Genomic DNA, 16073 nt, shown 5'->3' on the forward strand with positions numbered 1-16073 from the left:
AGATGGGAGATAGCCCATCGGCTCGCCGCGCTCAACGAAGGTCGACGTGGCGCATGATTAGGATGCTCCGGCCCGAAGCGAGCGGTAGCGGTCAAGGAAGCTAAGGATCGCCTGCTTACGATCGAGATTGTAGGCGGCAGCCTCTCGAAAGCTCGCCTGCTCCGAAAGGCAGAAGCCCGCAATCGCTGCGCCCTCCCGCGCCCTGCCCTTCGACGCCGCGTCGGCGGCCAGTTCGGCAAGGCGATCGCAAAGACGATCGCGGAAGAGGTCGAAGGCGACCTCCCGGCCCTTTTGCTGCAAACCGTCGAGAAGGGCGTGAACGGCCTGCCAGTCCTGATCGACGCTTCCCAGGATCCGGTCAGCCTCGCGCAGAACGTCGACGCCGCCCCCCTGTCGGAGAATGATGGCCTGACGCAGGCTTCCCCGCGCCAGATCGGCGACGGCTGCGAGGTCATCGCCGCCATTGTCCGGCAGGAGGCGTTGCGTGGCCGTCTTCAGGGTCTGCGAATCCAATCCATCGATCCGCAACGTCCGGCAACGCGAGCGAATGGTCGGCAGGATACGCCCGGGTGCATGGTTCGTGATCAGGAAGATCGATCGCGCCGGCGGTTCTTCGAGAATTTTCAGCAGCGCGTTAGCAGCGTTCCGGTTGAGATCGTCGGCCGGATCGAGGATCGCGATCCGCCAACCGGGTGTTGCTGTGGATCGAAAGAACCCTTGAAGCCGGCGAATTTCATCGACGGTGATCTGCGTCTTGTATCCGCTCCGGTCGGCCTCGGCTCGCTGGATATGAATGACATTCGGATGAGCTCCCGACGCGATCTGACGGATGATCGGATCTTCGGCATCGAACGCTACCGTCTGCTCTTCGCCGGACGTCCAAGACACCCCCACGAGATGGCGGGCGAATGCGAAGGCGAGGGTTGCCTTGCCGATTCCACGAGGCCCCTGAAGCAGCCACGCGTGGTGCATGCGTTCGCTTTTCGACGCCGCAACGAGTTCCTGCCACTCCCGCGTATGACCTGCGAGAAACGGCGTGGCGGCCGGTGGCGGGATGCCGTCGATGTCGTCGTGGGAAGGGCGAACGTCCATCGAGTTCAGGTCGACCGCCCGCCGCGCCGACCAAGCTCAGGCATGCCTTCGAGGCCGAAGCGCTCCACCACGATGCGCTCGATGCGGTCGGAAATCTCGTCGACCGATCCGCCCCCGGCTACGACGACGCAGCGGTCCGGCTCGCGAGCCGCAATCTCCAGAAACGTCTGCCGCCGGCGTCGGTGAATATCCAGGCCATCCTTCTCGAACCGGTCTGCGGCCTCCGCCTGCCGGCGCGCCGAGATACGCTCCTGGCTGACAGCGCTGTCCACGTCGAGAACTAGCGTCAGATCCGGGCGAACGTCCGATGTGGTGGCGGCTTCGAGTTCAGCGAGAAACGTCTGGTCCAGGCCGGGGACGGATCCCTGATAGGCGCGAGTGGAATCCAAGAAGCGGTCGCACAGGACGAAGGCACCATCGCGCAGGGCAGGCGCGATCACGGTGCGGACATGGTCGTAGCGCGCCGCCGCGAAAAGGAGTGCCTCGGTCTCGACGCCGAGTCCCTCCGCCGCGCCGGACAGGACGATGTGCCTGATCGCATCGGCGCCCGGCGAGCCGCCGGGCTCGCGCGTCGTCACAACCGGCAGGCCGCGCGCCTCCAGACGAAGCGCCAGCCGCGCCACCTGCGTGGACTTGCCGCTGCCGTCCGGGCCTTCGAACGTGATGAGGCGACCGCGTCGGGGCGCGCCGGCAGCATCCGCAACCATGTTCAAAGGCTCCGTATCCAGCCGAAGGCCAGTTCCTGGATAGCGTCTGCCGCCCGCCCCGCGAACGTGCCCTCGGCAACGTCCTCTCCCGCATAGAGATCGCGCTCCAGCGAGAAACGGTCCTCAATGCGCAGTTCGATCCGGCCGATCTTGTCCCCCCGGCGAACCGGTGCCTGCAACGGTGTATCGTAGCGAACCTGCGCGGTGACCCTGTCGGCATGCCGCTTCGGAATCTGCGCCACGAGATCGCTATCCAGCACCAGCGGCACGGATGCCGCCAGCCCGCCGAAAACCGGCGCGGATGCCACCGGCGTACCGGCCGGAAAGATCGTCTTCTCCTCGAATGTCGACGCTGCCCAATCGGCCAGAGCGATCGTCTCCTTCAGCCTGGTCTGCTCCTTGTCGAGCCCGGCGAGCGCCAGAATGGTGATCCCACTGCCCTCGCCTTCCACGACCCCAACGATCGAGTAGCCGCCCTCCTCCGAGAAGCCGGTTGCCATCCCTGTCGCGCCTGGCTTGGCCGCTAGAAGCGTGTTCCGGTTGCGCTGAAGGATCTTATTCCATTCGAAGTCGGGCTGCGCGTAGAGAGCGTAGCGGTCGGGGTATGTCAGGCGCACGTGCCGCGCGAGCGTCGCCATGTCGCGGGCCGTCACCTCCTGCCCGCCCTCAGGTAGTCCCGTCGGATTGACGAAACGACTGTCGACCATCCCGAGCGCCTTCGCGCGTTCGTTCATCCGCGCGGCAAACGCCGCTTCCGATCCCTCGAGCCCTTCGGCAATGATGATGGCGGCGTCGTTGGCCGCCTGGACGACGAGACCGCGCTCCAACGCTTCGACCGGTACCGAAGATCGCACGGCGGCAAACATCGTCGCGGTGCGCGACGGCGCCCCGCCCGTTCGCCAGGCATGATTGGAAACCGGCATAGTGGCGTCAAGCGCGATCCGTCCCGAAGCGAGCGCTTCGAACAGGAGCTCGGCCGTCATGATCTTCGCCAGCGATGCCGGAGGAAATGGCGCGCTGCCGTTCTTGTTGAACAGAATTCCCCCGGTCTTCCCGTCCATGATGACGGCGACCTTAGCTGCCGTATCCGGCACAAAAGCCGCATCCGTATCCTGCGCCTGGGCAACGCCGGAGAACCCGATCACGGCGAGGAGCGCCGCGCTCCGCAGAAGACGCAAGGGATGATTCATGAGGTTGCCGGAACGAAGATCTGTCCGGTCATAGATAGGGCATCGGAGCTTCGGCGTATATCTCGGCCGAGCCTCTGCCTGTGGGAAGCTCAGGGTTCGTCCGCCCGCACGACGAACGCATCCGAGGCACCGGCATCCCAGATTTCGCGCAGCAGTGCATCGGCATCCTGGCCCGGCCGCATGTTCAGCGACAGCGACACCTTTCCATCCGCGCCCGTCTCGTTCAGATCGGCCCGGCCGTCGGCGAGGCTGGCGACCCGCATCAGCAACGCGACGTCGTCCAAGGCCCCGAGTTCGATCGTTTCCGGCTTAGCGGGCGTGGCGATCATCGACGCCAGGGCACCACGCGCGCCGCCTGCCTGTTCGGCCGGAGCATAGGAAAGAAGCGAGCCACGGGGGACCGGAACCGGCACAGGCGCGTCGGACGCCGCGTCGTAGGTCTCGATCAGGTCCTCGATCGAAGGCGTGCGCACCGGGACGGCGCGCGGCGCCGGAGCCGGCGTCGAGGCGCGGGGGGCGGAAAATGCCGCCGCCATGAGGAAGGGTGAACGCTCTTGTCGCGAGGCGATCATCACGCCGCTCGGCAGCCCGTCGTTGATCGCCGGAGCATTACCGGGTCGATAGGACGCCATCAGCATCGGCGTATCGTCGCCCTCGAGCGGCGCACGACCGACATACTCGACCTTCACATCGGCGACGCCGTCATGCTGGAAACCCAGCATCTCGGCGGCCTTCGACGACACGTCGAGAACGCGATTATGCATGTAAGGGCCGCGATCGTTGACGCGCACGAGCACCGAGCTTCCGGTCTTCTGGTTGGTCACGCGCGCGTAGGACGGCAGCGGAAAGGTCGGATGCGCTGCCGACAGGTGATACATGTCGTAGACTTCGCCGTTCGCCGTCAGGCGACCGTGAAAGTTCGCGCCATACCATGAGGCAGTCCCGGTCTTGACGTAGCCGGGCTCCTCCTTCGGGTAGTACCATTTGCCGCGAACCATGTAGGGCTTGCCGGTCTGGTCACGGCCGCCGCCCTTGGGCACCTTCTTCAGGCGGGTGACGCGCGGGCTGGCCTTCACCCCGAAGATCTTGGATGTGAAGAACGGCGCATCGCCTTCGGGCGCCAATTCTTCCTGATGGGTCGACGAAGACGTGGACTGGCACCCGGCCAGTGCCAGCGACAATCCGAAAGCGAGACCAAGCCCGATCCTCCGGTCGCGTCCGGCTCCAGCCATCATTCTGCCCCCACCTGTCGCTTCGACGCGCACACCCCGCCGCGTCATCCCCACCATATTCCTCGCAAAACTTACCAACAGATGAAGCGAAAGCAAGTGCAGCCGATTCTAGGCCCTACAGACTACAGAAGATGCCTTGCCGAAATCTTGCCACAATCAGGTCTATCGCGGCCCGAGCCGACGAGATCTCGCCACGAGATTCAAAGGCGACCTCGAAGAACGCTGCAACACCGTGCTGATACTTCCAGATCGCGAAGCGGGCGCCTGTGTGCGACAAAGACCCACGTCAGGCAAACTTGACGCGACGGTGCGCAACCGTCTCTTCACCCTGAAACTGTGATGGTCGGATGGGTTCGAGGCATGGCAGCGGACGCCGCGGCCTCAGGCGAAGAACTGGGCCGTTACGTTCCCGCTAATCTCACCGGATGCCTTTCGACGCAGCATCTCGAGGTAGTCCGCCTGGCGAACATCCTCGTCCGAGCGATCCTCGCCCAGCATGGCTTCGATCTCGCCCAGCGTCCGCTTCAGGCGCTCCGTGAGGGAAGCGATGTCGACCAAGTCCTGCATAGCATCTCCTTTGCGGAGCGAACCCTGCCGCAAACGGCTGGCCTCAGGCTGGCGAGGAGATGATCGTCACGCCGTTTCGCGGCGCAGGAGGCGCCGACCGACGAAGCGACGAGCGCGCTCGATCTCGACGAAGATGACCGGGGTGATGAAGAGCGTCAGTGCCTGGCTGACGAGAAGACCACCCACAACCGCGACGCCGAGCGGCTGTCGAAGTTCGGACGAAACGCCTGTTCCGAGTGCGATGGGGAGGGCACCGAGGAGCGCGCAGAACGTCGTCATCATGATCGGTCGGAAGCGGCGCAGGCAGGCCTCCCGGATCGCGGCTTCCGGCTCCTGTCCCGCTTCGCGCTGCAGTTCCAGGGCCACGTCGACCATCATGATCGCGTTCTTCTTGACGATGCCGATCAGCATAAGAAGTCCGATGACCGCGATGATCGAAAGATCGAAATCGAACCACTGCAGGGCCGCGAGCGCGCCGAAAGCGGCGGACGGCAGGCCCGACAGGATCGTAAGCGGATGGATGAAGCTCTCGTAGAGGATGCCGAGGACAATGTAGATCACCAGCACGGCGGCGCCGATCAGCAGCCCGAGATTGCCGGTCGCCTGCTGGAAGACCTGCGCGGTGCCTGCGTAGCTCGTGGACACGTTCGACGGCAGCTGAAGCTGAGATTTGATGGCCTCGACGGTAGCGGTCGCCGTGCCGAGCGATACGCCCGCGGGCAGGTTGAACGACAGGGTGACCGCCGTCAGCTGTCCCGTCTGGTTCACGGTCACGGGACCCGCCTCGCGCGACAGCGTCGCAAAGGCCGCCAACGGGACCAGCGTTCCGTTGGCGGCCGGCACGCGGATCGCCGCGAGACGATCGTCGGTCCAGGCGCCGCTTTGATCGTATTCGAGAATGACGTCGTAGCTGTTTCCGGTCGATTGAATCTGTGCGGCCGTAAGGGTACCGAATCCGGCCTCGAGTGCGGTCCGCAGGCCGGCGGGATCGACGCCCAGAGCGTCCGCCCGGTCGCGGTCGACCTTGATCCGCTCCTGAAGACCGTTGTCCTGAAGGTCGGTCGCGACATCGACGAAATGGGACGGGTCGGCACGCATCGCGTCGAGGATCCGAGCCGACCACTGCCGTGCGGCACCAGCGTCCAGCGACTGGACGACCAGCTGATACTGGCTCTGCGTCGACCGCCCGCCGAAGCGCAGACTCTGCACGGGCGTCGCGAAACTTTTCAGGCCCGGCACGGCGCCGAGTTCGAGGCGGAGCGAGGAGAGCGTCTGTTCGATCGGCGGCCGCTGATCCTTCGGCTTCAGCTGCACGAACATCGAGCCGGAATTGAACGTCGCGCCGCCGGGCCCGGCACCGAGCGTCGAGGTGACGAACGAGACCGCCGGATCGGCCTTCACGGCAGCGGCCGCCCGCGCCTGAAGGGCGGACATCGCCGCGTAGGAAATGTCCTGGCGGGCCTGCGTCGAAATGGTCAGGAGACCATTGTCCTCCTGCGGCAGGAACGAGCGCGGCAGAGTCGCCATCATCACGGCCGAAGCCGCGAAGGACAGGACGAACACGGTTACCACAAAACCGTTGCGGTGGAGGCACCAGTCCACCATGCGCCCATAGACCGCCGTTGCACGGTCGAACCCGCGCGTGAATCTGGTCGCAAGTCCTGAGGTAGGCGCATGATTGGCCGGCAGGCGGGCTGCGAGCATCGGCGTCAGCGTCAGAGACACGACGGCCGACGCAAGAATTGCGAGCGCCACGACGACGCCGAACTCGTTGAGGACTCGCCCGACGACACCACCCATCAGCAGGATCGGCAGAAACACCGCCACCAGCGACAGCGACATCGAGGCGATTGTGCCGGACACCTCTCCGCTGCCCTGCAGGGCCGCCTCCATCGGCGAAGCGCCGTCCTCGACGTGTCGGACGATGTTCTCGAGCATGACGATGGCATCGTCGACCACAAGACCGACGGACAGCGTCAGTGCCAGAAGCGACAGGTTATCGATCGAATACCCGAGGAGGTACATCGCCCCGAACGTGGCAACCAGCGACAAAGGGACCGTAATGGCCGGGATCATTGTCGCGGAAAGCCGCCCGAGGAACAGGTAGATGACGAGGATGACGAGAAGAATCGTCAGCCCGAGCGTCTGCTGCACGTCGTCCACCGCCGCGCTGATCGACACGGAGGCGTCGTTCACCACCTGCAACTGCACGGAAGCCGGTAGCGCCGCCTGAAGTTCGGGCAGCTTCGCCTTGATCGCGTCCACGACCTCGACCGTGTTGGCGCCCGGCTGACGCTGCACCGCGAGCACGATCGCGGGCTTTCCGTCGAGCCAGCTTCCCTGATTGAGGTTGTCGACGCTGTCCTCGACCTTCGCGACATCGCCGAGGCGCACGGGCACGCCGTTCGGTCGCGCGATCACGAGCGTTCGAAACTCGTCGGCGTTGGTGCGCTGCGTCGGCGCGTCCACGGTCAGCGCCTGCCCTCCGGTCTGAATGGTGCCCACCGGCGTCTGGCTGTTCGCCGCGGCGAGGGCGGTCGACACCTGCGACATGCTGAGCGAACGCGCCGCGAGCTTGTCGGGATCGACCCCGACGCGCACGGCGAAGGTCTTGGCGCCGTAGACCTGGGCCTGCGCCACGCCCTGGATCGTCGACAACGCCGGGGAGATCAGATTCTCGGCGAGGTCGTCGACTTCGGTCAGCGGCGTTCCCTGCGACACGAGGTCCAGAAGCAGGATCGGTGCGTCGGCCGGGTTCGCCTTCCGGTAGCTCGGAGGCGTCGTCATGTTGTCCGGCAACTGACGCGTGCTGCGCGCGATCGCGGCCTGCACGTCCGCAGCGGCCGCGTCGATATCGCGCGACAGGACGAACTGGATCGTGATCTGCGTATTTCCGAGCGACGACCGAGCCGTGATCGTATCGACGCCGTCGATCGTCTCGAACTGCTTGATCAGAGGCGTCGCCACGGCGCTGGCCATCGTATCGGGCGACGCGCCTGCAAGCTGGGCGGACACGCTGATCGTCGGATAGTCGGCCTGTGGCAGCGCCGCGACGGGCAGCAACCGGTAGGCGGCGATACCGGCTAGAAGGACCGCCAGGCACAAGAGGAGCGTCGCGACCGGCCGGCGGATGAAGGTCGTGGAAATGTTCATCGCGCAGCCGTCGCATCAGCGGGTGGCGTCGGCGTCGTCTGGTCGCCGCCGGGTGCGGCCGCAGTGTTAGGTTTCACCTTGGCGCCATCGGTCAGGGTGCCCTGCCCCTCGACCACCACGGTATCCCCAGCGGAGATACCGGCCGTGAGACCGGTTCGGTCGCCGACCCGAAGCGCGACGTCTGCCTTTCGGATCGAAACCGTATCGTCGGGATCGACGAGGTAGACGACGTTCCCATCCTGTCGCGGCTGCACGGCAACCGTTGGAACGACGACGAGACCGCTTCTCTCGCCCGCCTGCACCACGGCCGAGAACGCCTGCTTGGCGACAAGCCGGCCGTCCGGATTGTCCACCGTGGCCCGCAGCGAGATCGAGCCGGAAGCCGGGTCGACGGCATTGTCGATGAAGTCGACCTTGCCCGACAACGCGTGGTTCGTATCGCCGGCCGGACGCAGCATCACCGTCAGCGTTCCCTTCGCCAGACTGTCCTGCAGGATTGGAAGGTCGCCCTCGGCGAGCGTGAAGGCTGCCCGTACGGGCGAGACCTGCGTCAGCGTTACGATCGCGGCGCCCGGCGTCACGAGCGCGCCAGGCGAAACCTGGAGCGCTCCGAGGCGCCCGTCGAACGGTGCGGTGATCTTCAGCTTGTCCAGCGCGACCTGATCGGCGGCGAGCGTTGCCTTGTCGATTTCCAGGACCGCTGCGGCCGATTGTGCCGCGCTGCGCGCCGTATCGGCCTGCTGTGCGTCCACGGCGCCCGACTTCAGAAGTGCATCGGCTCGTTGCAAATCGCGCTGCGTCTGATCGAGCGTTGCCTGGTCCCGGGCAATGGCGGCTTGATCCTTCGCAATCTGCGCGCGCGCGGCGCGGTCGTCGAGGGATACCAGGAGGTCACCCTGCTGGACGACCGCGCCGTCAGGTACGGCGATCGTCGCGATGGTTCCGGTGACTTCCGAACTCATCACCGTCGAATTGACTGGCTCGACCGTGCCGATCGTGTCACGCAGGATGGGCAACGAAGCGCTAACCGCCTGCGCTACATCCACGGCGATCGGTGCACCACCCCCATTCTGTTGCCGCCCGTGTCCATTACCGCCCCTGGCGGTATCCGCCGTCCGAGAACTCGACAGCCATGACGCCAGGATCGCCGGTGCGTACGGCGCGAGACGGTCACGCTCGAACCCCGCGACGGCCAGGAGAACGACACCAATGAGGACTAACCAACGCAGCATGCTGGACCTGCCCCCAAACTCGCCACGACATGCGAAAGCAGAGACCTGCGACTAAGGCCGCCGCACGCTTCACCGACAAGTGAAATCGCGGCAAGGATCGTCCACTCCGGAGGGATGGGAGGTAAAGCGGTGGAACGTCGCGGAGGGGGTGGCGGATGGGGTGAGATTCGAACTCACGGTACGGTTCCCCGCACGGCGGTTTTCAAGACCGCTGCCTTAAACCACTCGGCCACCCATCCCAGCCGAAGACGACGCGCGACCCCGGGCTTTCGGCTTTAGCGCCAAGCTCTCGCCAGCGTCAACCGGCCGAAGGGCGACTCCGGCTGCGGCATCGCCTATATGACCGATCAGACGACGCCTGCCGCCTGGCGGGACTCAAAGCCGCAGGAGCCAAACCATTGATCGAAGCCCCCCGTCCGCGACGCTCGCTTCTCTGGTTGGTGATCGGGGCGATTGCCGTCATCGGTATCGTCGGCAACGTCGCTATCGCAGTCTGGCTTCTGGCCGGTAGCGTCTGACCGAGGCCCTCCACCGGGCTTGGAACCGGCCGCGGCTTCCGTCATTTCCAATGCGAATGCGACCTCACGCGACAGTCGGCAGCGACGGTCTGCGATCGCTTATCGCATCGTCAGAATTGAAATCCCGGTCGTGCGACGTCCTTCGAGATCCCGGTGCGCGCGCGCGGCTTCGGACACGGGGTAGCGTTGGTCGATCCGCACCCTGACGGCACCGCTCCGGACCACATCGAACAGCGCGTTGGCGCTCTCTTCGAGCTCGGCTCGCGTCGCCGTGTAGCCGAACAGGCTCGGCCGGGTGACATAGAGCGATCCCTTCTGGTTCAGGAGCGCGAGGTCGAAGTTCTCGATCGTCCCTGAGGACTGGCCGAAGCTGACAAACAGGCCGCGACGCTTCAGGCAGTCGAGGCTTGCCGGATAGGTGTCCCGGCCGACCGAATCGTAGACCACGTCGCATTTCGCGCCGTTGGTTATGTCGGCGACGCGTTCCACGAAGTTTTCTGTCCGGTAGTTCACGACGTGATCGTAGCCGTGGTCCAGCGCGAGGCGAACCTTGTCATCCGAACCCGCGGTTCCGACCACGGTCGCGCCGAGATGCTTTGCCCACTGGCCGGCGATCAGCCCGACACCGCCGGCAGCCGCATGGATCAGGATCGTATGCCCCGGCCCGACGGGAAACGTCCGGCGCAGCAGGTATTCTGCCGTCATGCCCTTCAGCATGATGCCGGCCGCAACCTCGTCGCTGATGCCCTCGGGGATGCGCACCGCGCCGGCTGCAGCGACATTGATCTCTTCAGCGTAGGTTCCGCTCGCGCCGGCGTAGGCGACCCGATCGCCTTCCGCGAAGCCGGTGACGTCTCGGCCGACAGAGACGACGGTGCCCGCCCCTTCCTTGCCTGGGACGAACGGGAAGGACGGCGCCTTGTACGTTCCGTTCCTGAAATACACGTCGATGAAGTTGAGACCCGCGGCGCTCTGACGAACGCGCAACTCGCCGGGGCCCGGCGGCGCGCGATCCTGCTCGCGCCACTGCATGACCTCGGGACCGCCGGTGGCGTCGATGACCATGGCGTGCGTCATTCGTAGAACTCCTGTTCCGCTGAGCGACCGCGAAGGCGATCGAGGAGCTGAAGAACGGCACCGATCGAAAACAGGTAGATAGCCGAGAGCAGGATGCCGGCTCGCACCCATATCGGCGAGTCGAAGGCGAAGAGGAGCGCGATCACGCCAAAGACGCACCAAAGGCCCAGAATGGTCAGATTGAGCGCCCGCAGGCGCACGACGCGGACCGGATGCAGGAACTTGATCGGCAGGAAGGTGGTCGCCGCGCACAGCACCACGAACAGGAAAGCCATCCACTCGTTCGGTGTCGCCGCGAACAGGGTGAAGACGACCATGTTCCAGGTGACCGGGAAGCCGCGGAAGAAGTTGTCCTTCGTCTTCATGCGCGTGTCCGCATAGTAGACGGCACTGGTGATCACGATGAGGGCCGCGGCGACGAACGACAGCGGCCGGCCGATCATCCCCGATTGATAGAGAGCGAAAGCGGGGATCAACACATAGGTCGAATAGTCGATGATCGCGTCCAGCATATCGCCGGACCAGTTGGGAAGACGCCGCTTGATATCGACGCGCCGAGCCAGCGGTCCATCGATGCCGTCGACGAACAAGGCCAGACCAAGCCAGGCGAACATATCGACCCAGTGCCGCTCGGCCGCTGCGATGATCGCCATAAACGCCCAGAAAGCGCCGCTGGCGGTCAGCAGGTGGACGGTGAACGGGCGCCACTGCCTGAAATCAAAACCTGCCACGCGCTTCGCTTCTTCTATCGCCATTCACGTGAAGTAACGCAGCCATCCCGCCATTGCCATCCGCTCGGCGTCGCGTATCTCCAGAATGTGTTGAAAGACGCCCGCATGCTCCCGCGCCGCCCGTACGGCCGGTCGCGGCAGCGACGTTGGGGCGAAACGGAACGGTCGGCGTTGCCGGGAGCGCATCTGAGGCGATGGAATCGTCCGCAGTTGTGTCCCAGCAACGCGCGAGCAGGAGTGCGACGCTTGAACCCATCGCGTCATGAAATCGGTATCGTCGGCGGCGGTCTGGCGGGCGCCAGCGCTGCGCTGGCCTTCGCGCAGGCGGGGTTCGACACGGTGCATATTGCCGCACCGCATCGTCACGACGGTCGCTCGACCGCTCTCATCGGACCATCGGTGCGGTTCCTCGAACGGCTCGGGGTTGTTCAAGCGCTGGAGGAGCGCGCGCAGCCCATGTTTGCCATGAGGCTCGTCGACGATACGGGACGCCTCCTACGGGCGGCGCCGGTCGAGTTTCGAGCCGCCGAGATCGGCCTCCCGTATTTCGGACTGAACGTCCTGAACCGGGAACTCCTGGAAACCCTGACCCAGGAGTCCGGTAAGGTTGCCGATCGCCTGACCCATGTCGAGGAGCCCGTCGTTTCGGTCGATCTCGAACCCGAGCGCGCGACGGTCCGTACCGAAAGCGGTCGCACGATCTCGTGCCGCCTCCTCGTCGGGTCCGATGGGCGTCATTCGGTCGTCCGCACGGCGATGCAGGCGCCGGTTCGCACGTGGAGTTACCCGCAGGTCGCACTGGTCCTGAACTTCGGTCACCAGCGGGATCATGAAGGCATCTCGACCGAGTTCCACACCGCGACCGGTCCGTTCACGCAGGTCCCTCTGCCGGGCCGTCGATCCTCGCTGGTCTGGGTGGAAACACCCGACGAAGCGCTGCGGCTGAAGGATCTGAGGGTCGAAGACATTTCGCGCGAAGTCGAGCGACGCCTCCACTCCATCCTCGGGGCCGTGAAGGTCGAGGAGCCGATCCAGAGTTTCCCTCTGTCCGGTGCATCGGTCTCGCGGCTGTCCGGCCTGCGCTCGGCGCTTGTCGGCGAGGCCGCCCACGTCTTCCCGCCGATCGGCGCGCAGGGGTTGAACCTAGGAATCCGCGATGTGGAGGCGCTTCTGGATGTCGCGCTGGACCATCGCGACGATCCTGGCGGCACAGCGATGCTGGCCGCCTACGAAGCCCGGCGTCGCGCCGACGTCGCCACGCGCACGGCGGCGGTCGACCTTCTGAACCGTTCGCTCCTGACCGGCTTCCTGCCGGTACAGGCCGCGCGCGCTATCGGCCTCGGCGCGCTGGCGTCCGTTCCGGCGCTTCGTCATGCGCTGATGCGGGAGGGTGTGCAGCCGGGGTCGGCGCTCGCAGGAATTGCTGCGCGGGTGCGCTCGCTCTTGCCGGGGCAGCGCGCTTCTGGGTAAGGGGCGCTTATGAGCCCCCACCAGTCCAAGACCGCCCGCTTCTCCATCGGACAGATCGTCCGCCACCGGTTCTTTCCGTTCCGGGGCGTGATCTTCGACGTCGATCCCGAATTCAACAACACGGAGGAATGGTACCAGTCCATTCCCGAGGAGATGCGGCCGCGCAAGGACCAGCCGTTCTATCATCTCCTCGCGGAGAACACGGAGACGGAGTACGTCGCCTACGTTTCCGAGCAGAACCTTCTGCCGGACAGCGAGGGTGGCCCGGTACGCCATCCGCAGATCGCCGAGATCTTCGATGGCCCCGTGGACGGCGCCTACGTGCTGAAGGAGACGAACCTGAACTAAGTGCGGCCCGGAAACGAGAACGGCGGCTCGAGAGCCGCCGTCCGCGTGTCTAGAGGTGGGCCGCGACTTACTGCGCGGCGGTTTCCTTCGCCTTGGTCTGCGCTTCCTCGAAACGCTGGCGGCGGGCCTCGGCCTGGCTCTGCAGCGCCTCGTTCAGCTGCTGCTGGCGCTGGGCGAGTTCCGGCTCGGCGCGCGCCGGGCCGTCGTAGGCGCCGGTGAAGCCGGACAGGGTGATCGTGATCGGGTTGGGCTGGCGCTGGAAGTTCACCGAGGTGACCTTCAGGTTGGTGCCCTTCTTCATGGAGGCGACGACGGCGTCCGACAGTTCGACCTCGGCGATGCAGCGATCCGGGAAGCAGACCGAGTAGTTCAGCGTCTGCGGCTTGTTGCCGTCGATCTGCATCTGCACGCCGGCCGGAATCACGCGGCCGGTCGGCACCACGGCCTGCAGCACCTTCTGCTTCACCTTGCCGTTGACGTTGATGAGGTTCACCGCCGTGATGAGCTGACGGGTGTCGGCGATCATCGTGTACTGCGTGTTGCAGATCTCGTTCTCGCCCTGCTTGGAGCAGACCTTGAACCATTCGGCCGGGACCTGCTGGGCCTGGGCCTGGGCCATCGCGCCCGTTGCCGGCACGGCGGCCAGGAGAGCAAGGCCGGCGATCGTGGCGGCGCGCTGGCGGGCGGAAAAGCGGGTTCTCACGGGTTGTGCATCCTTCTTTGGCGGAATGGCTCTGTCCGGTCGGCGCCTTCCATAGCGACCTGTGCGGTCGTCTGCAAATACGGCCGTTTGAAGACCTGCGCGAAGCTTGCGTCGAGCCTGCGGGAGGTAGGCAAGGCTTTGTGCTTTCGGTAGTTTCCCGCCCGAAATGGATGGAGTGCCCGCGACCATGACCTTCGGCCGAATGGCTTCGAACCGCCGTCTTTGGCTGATTTCCGCAGCCCTGTGTCTTCTCGTGCTCGGCTCCCCCGCGCGCGAGGCCGCCGCCGAACCGCGCCATGCCATCGCGATGCAGGGCGAGCCGAAGCTGCCGGATGGGTTCGACCACTTCCCCTATGCCGATCCATCGGCACCGAAGGGCGGGCGCATGGTCTACGGCGTCTTCGGCGACTTCGATAATCTCAACCCGGTCAGCGTCCGCGGCGCCCTGACAACGGCGCGGGGCATCTTCGGCGACCAGGAGTTCGGCAACCTCGTGTACGAGCCGCTGATGCAGCGCTCCATGGACGAGGCGTTCACGCTGTACCCGCTGATCGCAAAAACCGTCGAGACCGATGACGAGCGGACCTTCGTCGAGTTCCAGCTCGATCCCGCGGCCCGCTTCTCCGACAGACGCCGGATCCGCCCGCAGGACGTGATCGCGACCGCCGATCTCTTGAAGGTTCAAGGCAGCGTCCGGCCTCAATACTCCAACTGGCTCTCGAAGGTCGCGAAGGTCGAGCTGGCCGGACAGAACGGCGTCCGCTTCACCTTCAACGAGAAGGCCGATCGCGAATTGCCGCTCCTCCTCGCCGGCCTGCCGGTACTGCCTGAGGACGCGTTCGACGCGACGACCATCACCCAGACGACGACGAAACCGCCGATCGGGTCCGGCCCCTACCTCGTCGACCGCGTCGAGCCGGGTCAACGTATCACCTACCGTCGCAATCCCGATTACTGGGCAAAGGACCTCGCGACCAAGCGCGGTCTCGATAACTACGACGAGATCGTCGTCGAGTACTACCGCGACCAGAACGCCCAGTTCGAGGCGTTCAAGAAGGGTCTGTCGTCGGTCTATCTCTACCAGCAGCCGAACCCGCGACACTGGCGTACGGCCTACAATTTCCCGGCCGTGGCTGAAGGGAAGGTCATCAAGGACGTCTTCCCGAACGGCCGTCCCGCGAACTTGAACGCCTTCTTTTTCAACGCGCGGCGTCCGATCTTCTCCGACCCGCAGGTGAGACGCGCGCTCGGCATGGTGTTCGACTTCGAGTGGGCGAACGCCAACCTCTTCTACGACGCCTACACGCGCATGAGCGGCTATTTCGACAACTCCGAACTTTCGAGCATCGGACGGCCGGCCGACGCGCTGGAGCAGGAGCTTCTGGCGCCCTACGCCGGCCGTATCGATCCCGCCGTGATGGACGGCCGTTTCCGCCAGCCGGTCGCGGACGGCACAGGCGCCGACCGCACGGTGCTGCGCGAGGCGTTCGATCTTCTCCAGTCCCGCGGCTATCGTCTCGAGGGCACCCGCATGGTGACGCCGGACGGCGCACCGGTGGCGTTCGAGATTCTCGTCCAGTCGACCGATCAGCAGAGGATCTCGCTCGCCTGGGCGCGTACCCTGTCGCGCATCGGCGTGACGGCGACGGTCCGGCAGGTGGACGACGCACAGTACCAAAAGCGGAAGCAGAACTTCGACTACGACGTCCTGATCTCGGCCTTCTCGGGCACGCTGTCGCCCGGCGCAGAGCAGATCAATCGGTGGGGTTCGGCGGCGAAGGATCGACCCGGCTCGTTCAACTACGCCGGCGTCGCCGATCCGGCGGTGGACGCGCTGATCGCGAAGATGGTCGCGGCGCGTTCGCGCGAGGACTTCGCCTCCTCGGTGCGCGCCTACGACCGGTTGCTGATCTCCGGGTTCTACGTGGTGCCGCTCTACTACGTGCCGGAGCAATGGATGGCGCGCTGGTCGACCGTGCACCATCCCTCCGTCACGCCGCTGACCGGCTACTATCTGCCGGCGTTCTGGATCGCCGACGAGAAGAGTTGAAGG

The 16073-nt window shown here is 65.4% G+C and carries 13 protein-coding genes and 1 tRNA gene; 3 read left to right on the top strand and 11 right to left on the bottom strand.

Annotated elements, in window-relative coordinates:
* Window positions 1-57: 57 nt before the first annotated feature.
* The 10 genes from ACLNGM_RS15925 to pcsA form a co-directional block, all read right to left on the bottom strand.
* On the bottom strand, window positions 58-1092 hold the full coding sequence (locus ACLNGM_RS15925) for a DNA polymerase III subunit delta' (RefSeq protein WP_416355688.1): 1035 nt from the start codon (window positions 1090-1092) through the stop codon (window positions 58-60).
* A gap of 5 nt (window positions 1093-1097) precedes the next feature.
* Entirely contained in the window at window positions 1098-1799 is a 702-nt protein-coding gene (tmk, locus tag ACLNGM_RS15930; protein WP_416355689.1) for a dTMP kinase, read from the bottom strand.
* Window positions 1800-1801: 2 nt separating this feature from the next.
* Window positions 1802-2977, bottom strand: coding sequence for a D-alanyl-D-alanine carboxypeptidase family protein (locus ACLNGM_RS15935; protein WP_416355690.1), 1176 nt, complete (start codon window positions 2975-2977; stop codon window positions 1802-1804).
* Window positions 2978-3078: 101 nt separating this feature from the next.
* Window positions 3079-4224 (bottom strand): septal ring lytic transglycosylase RlpA family protein, encoded by a 1146-nt coding sequence (locus ACLNGM_RS15940; RefSeq protein WP_416355691.1) that lies wholly within the window; start codon window positions 4222-4224, stop codon window positions 3079-3081.
* Window positions 4225-4602: 378 nt separating this feature from the next.
* Window positions 4603-4788 carry a hypothetical protein gene (locus ACLNGM_RS15945; protein WP_416355692.1) on the bottom strand — a complete coding sequence of 62 codons (186 nt, stop codon included), beginning with the start codon at window positions 4786-4788 and terminating at the stop codon, window positions 4603-4605.
* Between the two features lie 66 nt (window positions 4789-4854).
* The gene (locus ACLNGM_RS15950; RefSeq protein WP_416355693.1) at window positions 4855-7941 is read right to left on the bottom strand and encodes an efflux RND transporter permease subunit; all 3087 of its coding nucleotides are present in this window, start codon (window positions 7939-7941) and stop codon (window positions 4855-4857) included.
* A complete protein-coding gene (locus tag ACLNGM_RS15955) occupies window positions 7938-8957 on the bottom strand; it encodes an efflux RND transporter periplasmic adaptor subunit (protein WP_416355694.1) in 1020 nt (339 codons plus the stop codon). Before ACLNGM_RS15955 ends, ACLNGM_RS15950 begins: the two co-directional genes overlap by 4 nt.
* A gap of 365 nt (window positions 8958-9322) precedes the next feature.
* Window positions 9323-9412, bottom strand: a tRNA-Ser gene (locus ACLNGM_RS15960).
* 378 nt (window positions 9413-9790) lie between these two features.
* Complete coding sequence (locus ACLNGM_RS15965; protein WP_416355695.1) at window positions 9791-10768, bottom strand: quinone oxidoreductase family protein; 978 nt, start codon at window positions 10766-10768, stop codon at window positions 9791-9793.
* Window positions 10765-11523 (bottom strand): phosphatidylcholine synthase, encoded by a 759-nt coding sequence (pcsA, locus tag ACLNGM_RS15970; RefSeq protein WP_139224657.1) that lies wholly within the window; start codon window positions 11521-11523, stop codon window positions 10765-10767. Before pcsA ends, ACLNGM_RS15965 begins: the two co-directional genes overlap by 4 nt.
* Window positions 11524-11745: 222 nt before the next feature.
* Between pcsA and ACLNGM_RS15975 the strand changes: the two genes are divergently transcribed.
* Both ACLNGM_RS15975 and hspQ read left to right on the top strand, forming a co-directional pair.
* Window positions 11746-12969: a UbiH/UbiF family hydroxylase gene (locus ACLNGM_RS15975; protein WP_416355696.1), complete on the top strand. Its 1224-nt coding sequence runs from the start codon at window positions 11746-11748 to the stop codon at window positions 12967-12969.
* Between the two features lie 9 nt (window positions 12970-12978).
* The gene (gene hspQ / locus ACLNGM_RS15980; RefSeq protein ID WP_416355697.1) at window positions 12979-13317 is read left to right on the top strand and encodes a heat shock protein HspQ; all 339 of its coding nucleotides are present in this window, start codon (window positions 12979-12981) and stop codon (window positions 13315-13317) included.
* Window positions 13318-13384: 67 nt separating this feature from the next.
* On the opposite strand, the gene ACLNGM_RS15985 is transcribed toward hspQ, so the two are convergent.
* Entirely contained in the window at window positions 13385-13936 is a 552-nt protein-coding gene (locus ACLNGM_RS15985) for an invasion associated locus B family protein (RefSeq protein WP_090964596.1), read from the bottom strand.
* A gap of 271 nt (window positions 13937-14207) precedes the next feature.
* Here ACLNGM_RS15985 and ACLNGM_RS15990 point away from each other — a divergent pair, with 271 nt between their 5' ends.
* Window positions 14208-16070 carry an extracellular solute-binding protein gene (locus ACLNGM_RS15990; protein ID WP_416355698.1) on the top strand — a complete coding sequence of 621 codons (1863 nt, stop codon included), beginning with the start codon at window positions 14208-14210 and terminating at the stop codon, window positions 16068-16070.
* Window positions 16071-16073 lie beyond the last annotated feature (3 nt).

The organism is Aureimonas phyllosphaerae, from assembly GCF_047943035.1.
Taxonomy (GTDB): Bacteria; Pseudomonadota; Alphaproteobacteria; order Rhizobiales; family Rhizobiaceae; genus Aureimonas; species Aureimonas phyllosphaerae.